This window comes from Hymenobacter defluvii (genome assembly GCF_017589435.1).
In the GTDB taxonomy this organism is placed as follows: domain Bacteria; phylum Bacteroidota; class Bacteroidia; order Cytophagales; family Hymenobacteraceae; genus Hymenobacter; species Hymenobacter profundi.
Map to the genome: position 1 here is coordinate 1 of NZ_JAGETX010000036.1, position 9,837 is coordinate 9,837.

Genomic DNA, 9,837 nt, shown 5'->3' on the forward strand with positions numbered 1-9,837 from the left:
GGTCAGACTGCTGCCACTTTTCAAACAATGCCCGCATAAAGTTCTTCCGGGCAGTCTGGATAGGAGACGACAGTTTGGTTTTGTTGACAAGCTCACTGCGGTATACCGGGGTCGAAGGATATACGTAACTAGCAATGGCCGACAGGCAACGATTAAAGCTACGCCGCCCTAGAAAGTTTACGGGCACGGGGCCATTAAAAAACCAAGCGATGGCTCCGTCTTGCGCGTATAGGCTGTCTATAACATAATGGCGAAGCAACGCTTCTTGATGTTCCAAAATGCTATTCAGCTCCCGTCGGGCAACCTTATCATTTAAGTTTTCCTCCCGCACCTTGCGCACCTTGTCAATCTCGCGGATCAGCTTTTTAATGTCGCCCGACCGCTGGTAGATGCCATACAGCACCGCCTCATTGCGACTGCCTACAGTTTGTTGTAGCTTATCAATGGTGAGGGTATCGGAAAAAATCAGGTTTACGAACCCATCTACTTCACCTCGAGGCTCTACCAACAGCACGTCGTCCGTCATCTGCACTTCGAAAATGCGGGGTGTCCCTCGCTCAAACGAAACTTGCTTGGCGGCAATATAAGGGAACGTGAAAAACTCACGTAGGCGTTTAGCTACGTCCGTGACTTGCTCTACAAGACTACCAGCCTCATCGATAGCGACTTCGATATCTAAGTCTGTTCCTTCAAACAGGATGAAGCTATTTTTGTGCGGAACAAAGCGCACGATCTTATGCTGTTGCAGTAGCTTCAGTATAGGAGCTGCAGTGGATTGGCCTAAGCTTGTTTGAGTGTATACCTCTAAAAATTCGTTGCTAATTTCTGCACCAGCCGGCGCAAAAATGGACAGCAGCCCAATAGTTTTTATCAGCTGTTTTGCGGTTTCTAGATCAGTTGCCTCTTCTAGATACTTCTCTATTTGATCCAGCGTTGACCGAATGATGGCCCATTGAGCGAAGTGTGGATTGTAACGGGAAGTGAGTAGGGAATAATAATGGAAGCTCAGGTAATCATACACCAGGCTCATATGGTAGTATGTTCCTTGAACGGCTTGCTGTTCTAAACCGAGATAATCGTTTGATTGCAAGAAGGAGAACAATGACCGTTCATTTTGACCGTAGCGCTGCAATGCTTGTACTAATACAGCGGCCGCGAGCAAGTCAAGCGGCCAGAGCTGCTGCTGCATTTCCAGCGTGAAGTAGTCACGCAACGGGAATGCCTGCGCCTTCTCAATTGCTTCAAATAACCGTGCATTTGTTGTTGGATTAGCAACTGTGGAGCGCGGTAAAGAAGCTAGCTGTTGCGCCGCAAGCATGAGAAGCTGTTCTACCGGTTCGTTGAAAGTCAATTCTTTCAAACGCCCCTTCACCTTTTCCCACTCTTGCCGTTGTGTACGTCCTAAGCTGACAGCGTAAGCACTTAAGTCTTGGTGAACTGTTGTCACCAACATTATATCTCGACTGGGGTCGTTAATATATTCAGCTAGCTCTTGAATAAAGTACAATTCATCCTCTGGGCTTTCCTTGGCCGCATACTCTAGAAACTTGCCAAATTCATCGATTAAAAGGACGAGTGCAGTACCTTTCTTAGCAAGCTCGCGGTACTGCAGCTCAATGGCTAGAAGAATATATTCCGTTGTCGTTTCAGCATTCCCATCGTTGATGAAGTGCCGAGCAAACGTTTCTTTCAGAGAGGCATACTGACCTATGAAGCGTTCAAATCGAAAAGACTTGACCTTTTTAAAACCGACTTCGGTTTTAAAGTATTCATGCTTTTTCTTCAGCGTTTGTTGGAATGCCCATAGAAAAGCTGATTTACCTGTGCCGTATGCCCCTACTATATTAAAGCAATGAACTCCTGACAGGTAGTTGTCAACGATTTGTCCAAAAACTCGCTGCGCATTTTGTGTGGGCAGATACGAAAGTTTCTGTTTCGCATCGCGCACAATGTTAACGGATGGGCTATACGATTTGGCCATAATATGCTTGCAGAACCTCCGTGAGGTTGATTTGGTCTTTCTTAATGGTCAGCACACGGTTGCCTGCTGTGCTGGAGTAAACAATAGCAGTCGGAAACTGCACCATCATTTCCTCTATCTTATAAAACAGTCCTTTTTCATTCAAGGCGAACACTAGCCCCGGAGAGTCAGGAGCGACTTCCAAATCGGTAAAGCTGATTGCTTCTCCGTAGGATTCATTCTCGAGTATCACTTGCAAAACCACTTGCCAGGGCAACTCAGGACGCTCTAAATTTTCGATATGGTATCGGACGCCATCGGTCTTACTAATGGTTAGCAAACCTAAGTCTTGCAGCAACCCAGTTGACTCTTCTTCGATGTCTATCTTACCACCACCTTTTCCTGAGGGGCCATAAGTGCGCACAAAGACGGTCATATCCGACTCCAGCGTATTCTCATTTACAGTTACTTCCCGTTCAGTACACTTTCGTATTACATATTGCTGCAGTTGGGCACGGCTAAAGGAAAAGCCTTGCTTACGCAGCTCATTGAAAATGAAGTGATAGAGGGAAGCTCTACCAGATTTTACCAGTAAGTAATGGAGATACCATAAAGTAGCTTCATCCTCAAGATAGGGATCCAAACCATCTGCACTAAGTATTTGATGAGCAATAGGTTGAAGTGCATCTGTCTCATCTGTTAAGCCGAACGAACGCAGCCAGTAACGAATGGAGGTAACCATATTTTTACCAACTCCAAGTCGCACTACTGCATCATCATTTGTAAAGCTGCCGCCACTATGTAGAAAATCGTAGCCTTTCTTCAGCCAGTTATTTCGACAAATGAATGTATCGTGGCCTTGAAATATGAGACGGTCTAATAGCATGACGTACTTTTTTCAAGCTAAGATAGTCATAAGGGTAAGGCCTATCAAGTTGTGCTAATATTTTGAGCAAAGCATTTGCTGCTTGTGGTTTGACTTATAGCATTTTATGCCTAACATATTTCTTGTTAGCGTAGTAAATTAATATCATTGCATCAAGTGGCATACCCAATATATTCGTCGGAAGACGATGGCATGTTGTCTCTTCACGTTGACCTCTTATTTGCTACAAGGCCTAAGTTTCTAGTCGATTAGTGCATTAGGGACTTACAAGTGTGTGCAAGGACATTACACTTACAGTATTGAAGAAACAATTACAAGCCTAATTCTTTAGCGGAATTATGCTGACGCACATTGTCGAGGCGAGTGTAACGGCGAATCATTGCACTAGTCTTATGCTTAGTCTGGTTCATGACTTTAGAATCATCGGCGCCATTGAGCTTGGAAACCGTTACGAATGAGGCCCGCAAGGAGTGCGCGGTAAATTGAGGACCTAAGTACTGCTGCACGATTAGGTTGGTGTACTTGGTCGTCATGCGCCGATCAGTCACCTGGTTGTTTTTGCGCAGCGATACGAATACTGGGCCCTGCGTGCGACCAAGTACTCGCAGCCAAGTCTGCAGGGAACGAATAGGACATAGTGCCGAATCCGGGGAGTAGAAAATCGCTTTCTCCTCAGCCTGACCCAGCTGGTTAGTTTTACTCTGCGGCAGCGTCACTACCAGGCCGTCGTCATCGAAGGCCAGATCTTCGATGTTGAGCGCCTCCAGCTCCGAGCGGCGAAACGCTCCGGTAAAGCCCAACAGCAGTAAGGTCCGGTTGCGTAGCCCGGCTGGCACAGAAACATTGATGCTTTTAATCGTGCGTTTGAATAAGTCAAGTGAAAACGCGGGCGCTTGCTTTTGGCGGGTCTTGATTTCGCGAGCAATGCCCTTAAGCAATACCTTCAGTTTCTTGTCTGCCGTGGGCGACTCCAGCGCGGCTAGTTCGTGAGCCTTGGCAATGGCCGCCGCGTGCCGCTCGATGGTCGCAAACTTTTTCCCGTTATCCGCCAGCTCCGTGAGAAATCCCACCAGCGCTTCTGTTGGCGCCGGTAGCGCCGTGAGCTGATGTAGTTCGCACCAGGCGGTAAACCGTTTCCAGTCGCCGGCGTACGCGCGCACGGTGTTGGCCGCCCCGCGCAGCCCGGACTCAACGTAGCGCGCAGTGGATTCTACTAGGTGGGCGGGCACCTGCGCGGCGGGCGGCGTAACGGTAATAGGCAGTTGATTTTCGGTAGCCATATATAAATAGGAGTAGCGCGGCGAAAACAGGAGTTTCCGCGCTTCAAAGATAAGGACTGATAAGTAAACCTTATCAGTCCTTATCTTCATTAGGGAATAGGTTCCGATAAGTAAACTTTTGTTAAATTCCAAAGAGGATGATCAACTGCCCAAAGACGATGCGCACTTTTTCGCTACGCCGGTAAGTTGTATCTTTCAGGAAGGCCTGAGTGCTCAAAGACGATGCACAAGTACTCTAAGAGCATGCGGCTAGTTGTAGGTAGTACACACCGAACGTCTTCCGCGATGAGATGGCGACTTCTCCGACTGCGTGGTTAGGAACTAGTTTGCCCCCGTTGGCACCGGGGCACTGCTATGCACTAGTCGAGGTCGGCCAAGTACGCCCTTCGATCGGTCGACACGCATCGTCTTACACCGCGATCGGACGATTTCGGGTAGGCAGCGAAGCACTAAATGGCGGGCTTACGCTACCCGGAGATATAGTTGAGTACCCTATTCCGCTATTTCGGGCGGGGCTGTTAATTCCCGGTACGCGTTGGTCTGCGGACGGGTATCTACTGCCCGCGCCGCTAGCTCCCACTACTGTTGAAAGCCGGTCGCTTTCTGTTGGCGCCCCTCTGTTGGTCGCGCAACGGCTCCACCACTTGTTTCCCCAGGCGGATCGCCCTGGGCCATTGCAACCCCGGGATCTACAAGGCTGGTATCTACCCGTGGACACGGGCACGGAATGCATCCTGCTCCCTTGTTTCGAGGTGGCCCGCGCCTTTTACTATGCCAGTGGTCCGCGTATTATTGGGTTTTGTCTTTCTCGATTGGCCTTGGACCGGGTTTGCTGGCCGTTGGCATCCCCGGACGAGACGCTGCATCAGACGGCCCATTACTGTATTGCGGCGCACACGCTTCGCCTCGCCGAAATGCGCTTGTTTGCGGAAATGCTCTTCAATCCGCGCTGTTGCCAGATGATTCAACGCGCGCACGCGCGGTTAGCCCTCGCGTGGGCACGCCGTCGCCGGTCGAAGTTGCCGGCACCCTGGCTGCGGCTGGATTGGGAACTGGAACGAGATGTGCTGCTGCAGGTGCGTGGGGAATCTTTCCAGTGGCAAGGCAAGACCTATTTCTTAGTGCATTCGCTGGTGCCTGCCCCTGACTGGTACAGCTATCAGCGTGTGATCTGTCACACAGTAGGAAATATAGGTGTTTCACCGTCGAAGCAACTCTTTCCGGGCTCTCCTCCTGTAACGGCTGTCGCGAACCTTCTCTCCCCACTCCACACTCTATTCTTCAGCGAACAAGTCCTTATCGAGCAGACCATAGCCATCCGTGCTCCGCAGACAGAGCGCCGTGCGGCGCCCCCCATCCTCAATGCCGGCTATTGGGCCCTGGCTAATTCGTCCAAACGTGCGTCCGCTTGCTACCCAACGGCTCACTCCATCCACCCCTACTTATGGGAATCTTGTTGGAATTATCCGGTACCGTCCCCCTCATGTTCCCCGCTGTCACTGGCCGCACGCCTACCGGCGCTGGCTCACCTCGTTGCGCACTTAGCACCGCATGTAGACGGGATACACCCCGTGGAACTGAATAATCCAGCGCAACTACACGGGCGCGGCGTGAGTTGTTTTCCGCCAGGTTCCTTGCCCTCGGCCAAAACGCATCTACCGACTAGGCGCCTTCGTCCTGTGGGAGTATTTCACCTGCAGCACGGCGGCGCCCACTACTACTTGACGCACCTCGCGACGGAACACCAACTGGTTTTGCTCTATGACCAGCAGTTAACGCCTTTGTCAGCCGCCGAGTTAACCGAGTTTTTATACCATGTGAGTTACAGCCGCCTGCCGCTAGCCGCTATCACTCGGGACTTGTTTCGCGCCACCGGCAAACTACTGGCCGTCGAGACGCATCCGGACGCGGCTCCTCCCCTCATCCGGGCATGGTGTCAGCAGCGGTTTCAGTGGAGCCTAGGTTTGTGCAATGCGTATCACTACTTGGCTACCTCTACGATGATGCAGACAAACAGTAAGAGCTGGCCTTCTACACAACACTATCTTTTCTACATGGCGGCGCGGTATCTGGAGCGCGGTTATCTTCACTTTCCTGGGCAAAAATTACATGAGTCCCCAGATGTAGATGAAGGAATGTTTTCTTACTAATAGGTCAAGCATACTTTTGCAGCAAAGTTAAACTTATCAAATATATAGTATGATTATATAAATAATTTGTACTTAAACAGATTTACTTGACTTTTAGAACGATTAGGTTTCATATTGTGCGATTATGATACCTTATTTTTACCTTCGAGTGGAGACCTTATATATAAGGAGTGAGCTGCCTTGTAGGAGGTCCTACTAAACCGACCAGTATCGGTTCCGTCGGTAGCGTTTCATTACTGTCTATGACTATTCAGGAAATTATTCTTCACGAAGCGGAAAGTACGACCGTCGATTTCAAAGCGACAGCCTATAAACCGGCCTCGAACCCAGAGTTCATCAAGGATGTGCTGGCCATGGCCAACGCCCAAGTACCGGGGGATAGATACCTCATTGTGGGCGTCAAACACAACCCGGACAATACGCGGGAAATACTTGGAGTGCCACCAGCAGATCAGCTAGACGATGCGAATTACCACAAGGCGATTCTAGAGAACATCGAGCCCGAAATTCCCTTTACCTATTCCTATGTTGAGGTGGAAGGCAAACAGGTAGGTGTATTTCGGATTCACAGTGTAGACGATCCGCCTTATATGATGCGGAAGGATTCAGCCATACTTAAAATTGGGCATTCCGTTATTCGGAAAGGAACCTCGACATTCAATCTCCGGCGAGCGGACATTGACCGCATGTTTGCGCAGCGGCAGGCGGCTGACCCGTTTGCGGGAAAGATTGATGTCCAGTTAGTGATCGATGGCCAGAAAGCCACTTCCACGCACACGTGTTCGGAGGCCATCTTTCCTTCCGAAGTGGCCCGCCAAAAGATCCTTTCCATTCTCAACGAAAAGCGGGAAAAGCGGCAGCGGTACCAGGAGATGTTGGAAAAGCGCAATAGCACCAACCCAATACTTCAGGGCTTATATCAACAGCTACAATTACCCGAAGGGCTTGATTTATCCAGCATGGGTAGGATAGGGCAATTGGGACCATCTAGGTACGAAGACCTAACCATTGAGGAGCTGGAAAAGAACCTGCTGAATGTAAAAAGCACGTATCGGGAACACGACTTGTATGCCAAATTCGAGGAGCAGGCACATAAGCTGAATTTTATCCTGTTCAATGATAGCGAGCAGTACGTGGAAGATTGTTCGTTGACGGTCAGGCTGCCGAACGACGCTGGTGTGAGCATCGCCACGAAAATCATAGACCGGCCAGAAACGAAGTCAGCTTACTCTACCCCAACTGCCCGTTTTCTGCAAATCCGGTATGCTTCTGTGCAGCAAAACGCTGGCGAGTATTTGATTCGTGACAGTATCAAGAGTCTGAAGCATGGGGTCAAAAATTATGCCTTTCAGGAGCCGTTACGTGTGTTTGTTCCGCAACAGGCCTCGGGCCGACAATTACGTTTTCACCTAACCTTGACCGCTAAAAACCTACGAAAGCCTGTTAATAAAGAAGTTGTTCTCACTATACGGTAGAGCGCAGCATCTACTTAGGCGTACTCATGCTTCGAGAAGCGTCCAATTGCCTACTTGCGTGAATAGATAACTGGCGTAGCTGCGTCTTCATTTCTTCCCATCGTCTTTACTTTACCTGCCTCGATGTTACCCGACCAGCAGAGCCAGCCGCAAGGCCTTGTTATTCACCGTCAGTTACACGACTACGCGGAGGAAGGAGCCCGGTATTTCAGTCGGGCCGAACACGGCGCAGATAATACCAAGGAAGCCTATTCGGGGAACTGGAAGCGCTTTTTACACTGGTGTCAGGAATGTGATTTAGTACCCCTGCCAGCAGCTACGCAAACCGTCGCGGGATTTCTCATTCACCTGGCCCGGAATAAAAAAGTCTCGACCATCAAGCAGCACTTGGCGGCCATTAGTAAGGCGCATAACCTGGCGGGTCATCCGGCGCCGGGCGAAGACAAGAAAATCAAAAAGCTGATTGAAGGAATTAGCAAGGAGAAAGGTGTCCGGGTAAAGCAGGCTCCCGCCTTTTCGCTGGATCATTTAAAACGAGCTATCTACGCTATCGATCTGAATCAGCCAGCCGGCGTGCGGGACCGGGCGTTGCTGCTGCTGGGATTTGTAGGTGCCTTTCGCCGCCAGGAATTAACCAGCTTGAATGTAGAGGATTTGCAAGTGGAGGAAGATCACATCATCGTACACTTGGCCCGGAGTAAAACCAATCAGCAGGGCGAAGCGGAGGAAAAAGCTGTATTCTTTTATCCAGATCGACGCACCTGCCCGGTTCGAGCTTTAAAGGATTGGCTGCAGCTGTTGCACGAACAAGGCTATACCAGTGGCCCGCTGTTTCGCTCCTTCTATAAGGGTCAACGCCTAAGCAATCGGCGACTTACCCCGATTCGGCTAAATCTTTTGGTGCAACTGCACCTCGGTAAAAAATATAGTGCGCACTCCTTGCGGGCTTCCTTTGTGACTATCTCAAAATTGAATGGCGCCGATGATAGTGAAGTCATGAATCAGACGAAGCACAAAACCAGTGCGATGATCCGGCGCTATACTCGCCTGGATAATGTGCTGCAACACAATTCAGCCAAAAAGCTTGGCTTGTGATAAGCCTTCAGGATTGTAATTAAATAATTGAAAATCAATTACTTTTCTAGAGAAGGCAAGGATTCTGGAGCAGGCACAACACTAGTCCACTCTTTGTGTACATCGAGAGAAATAGCGGCGACTCTTTCTGCTAAAAGGCCATCTGGATTAGTAACCGCATTATACTCTCCAATGGAAAATTCGTGTTTAACCATTTCATTTTCTATAAGCCGTTGACCATCTCGGTACATGCTCCAAAGTTTCTGTGGTTTTCGCAGTTGCAACCAAGAGGACATAATTGCAGATAATACAGTCAAAATTGATGGGATGATCTTGGACCACATTTCGTTGGTTCCTAGTGTAATAAACAACGGAACAGATAGTGAAAGTACAATGCTAGCCCATAGACAAAACAAGGCTTCTCTCTTATTGCGATTTGCTTTGGTGAGAAAGTGTATTTTTTTGTGATAAGCAAATGATTTAGGGTTCTCAAAAGCTTTCAATGTACTTTCCATGCTTTCTCGATTCGGGTGATAGTAAGGTTGTTTTCTGTAATAGACCTGATGCCAATTTAAGTAAACGTTGAGGGAAAGACCTGTCGATGTGACGACAGTAGAATTGCACCCATAGATCAATTCTGTTATCTTTCAGCTTCCTCTTTTTACTATATCCATGGCCCAATCAATTCTTCAAAGCTTTTTAAATGAGCATATTATCTCTATTGATCAACATGAGGAATTCACATTCCTGCAGAAGGCTGTAACCGAGTTAGAGAAAAGAATACGCAGTAAAAAGATCCGCATCTCAACTGTTACTCAGTTAGCTTTCGACCCCGAATTAGATTCCTCTGAACCGTTGGTGGCGGAAGTGCAAGAGTTGATTACCACTAAGTGGAAAGCATTTTCTAGTAAGTGTAGAGATCGGCCTATACCTTATGTTCGAGCTATCATGCTGTCGGCGCTACAACAGCTGTCTACTGAGGTTTCTTATGCGGGAATAATCTGGCTGACAG

The 9,837-nt window shown here is 48.9% G+C and carries 7 protein-coding genes and 1 pseudogene; 4 read left to right on the forward strand and 4 right to left on the reverse strand.

The window, feature by feature from the left end; genetic code table 11:
- The 3 genes and pseudogenes from J4D97_RS22205 to J4D97_RS22215 all read right to left on the reverse strand — a co-directional run.
- Positions 1-1,981 (reverse strand): annotated as a pseudogene (locus J4D97_RS22205) (ATP-binding protein); the annotation flags it as partial.
- Complete coding sequence (locus J4D97_RS22210; RefSeq protein WP_208309508.1) at positions 1,965-2,846, reverse strand: DUF4007 family protein; 882 nt, start codon at positions 2,844-2,846, stop codon at positions 1,965-1,967. The gene J4D97_RS22210 and the pseudogene J4D97_RS22205, both read right to left, overlap by 17 nt.
- A gap of 311 nt (positions 2,847-3,157) precedes the next feature.
- Positions 3,158-4,126, reverse strand: a complete 969-nt coding sequence (locus J4D97_RS22215) for a site-specific integrase (protein ID WP_208309509.1) — start codon at positions 4,124-4,126, stop codon at positions 3,158-3,160.
- A 1,679-nt stretch (positions 4,127-5,805) separates the two neighbouring features.
- Between J4D97_RS22215 and J4D97_RS22220 the strand changes: the two genes are divergently transcribed.
- From J4D97_RS22220 to J4D97_RS22230, 3 genes are all read left to right on the forward strand, one after another.
- Positions 5,806-6,276 carry a hypothetical protein gene (locus J4D97_RS22220; RefSeq protein WP_208309510.1) on the forward strand — a complete coding sequence of 157 codons (471 nt, stop codon included), beginning with the start codon at positions 5,806-5,808 and terminating at the stop codon, positions 6,274-6,276.
- A 242-nt stretch (positions 6,277-6,518) separates the two neighbouring features.
- The gene (locus tag J4D97_RS22225) at positions 6,519-7,751 is read left to right on the forward strand and encodes an AlbA family DNA-binding domain-containing protein (protein ID WP_208309511.1); all 1,233 of its coding nucleotides are present in this window, start codon (positions 6,519-6,521) and stop codon (positions 7,749-7,751) included.
- Between the two features lie 123 nt (positions 7,752-7,874).
- On the forward strand, positions 7,875-8,846 hold the full coding sequence (locus J4D97_RS22230) for a site-specific integrase (RefSeq protein ID WP_208309512.1): 972 nt from the start codon (positions 7,875-7,877) through the stop codon (positions 8,844-8,846).
- Between the two features lie 38 nt (positions 8,847-8,884).
- Here the strand turns inward: J4D97_RS22230 and J4D97_RS22235 are convergent, their stop codons facing one another.
- Entirely contained in the window at positions 8,885-9,340 is a 456-nt protein-coding gene (locus tag J4D97_RS22235; RefSeq protein ID WP_208309513.1) for a DUF4231 domain-containing protein, read from the reverse strand.
- A 157-nt stretch (positions 9,341-9,497) separates the two neighbouring features.
- Here J4D97_RS22235 and J4D97_RS22240 point away from each other — a divergent pair.
- Positions 9,498-9,837, forward strand: a 340-nt coding sequence (locus tag J4D97_RS22240) for a GTPase-associated system all-helical protein GASH (protein ID WP_208309514.1), incomplete at its 3' end; no start/stop codon positions are given.

What these genes read in the sequence shown, in the direction of transcription:
- J4D97_RS22210 (WP_208309508.1), bottom strand. Translation starts at nt 2,846, where the DNA reads ATGCTATTAGACCGTCTCATATTTCAAGGCCACGATACATTCATTTGT.
- J4D97_RS22215 (WP_208309509.1), bottom strand. Translation starts at nt 4,126, where the DNA reads ATGGCTACCGAAAATCAACTGCCTATTACCGTTACGCCGCCCGCCGCG.
- J4D97_RS22225 (WP_208309511.1), top strand. Translation starts at nt 6,519, where the DNA reads ATGACTATTCAGGAAATTATTCTTCACGAAGCGGAAAGTACGACCGTC.
- J4D97_RS22230 (WP_208309512.1), top strand. Translation starts at nt 7,875, where the DNA reads ATGTTACCCGACCAGCAGAGCCAGCCGCAAGGCCTTGTTATTCACCGT.
- J4D97_RS22235 (WP_208309513.1), bottom strand. Translation starts at nt 9,340, where the DNA reads ATGGAAAGTACATTGAAAGCTTTTGAGAACCCTAAATCATTTGCTTAT.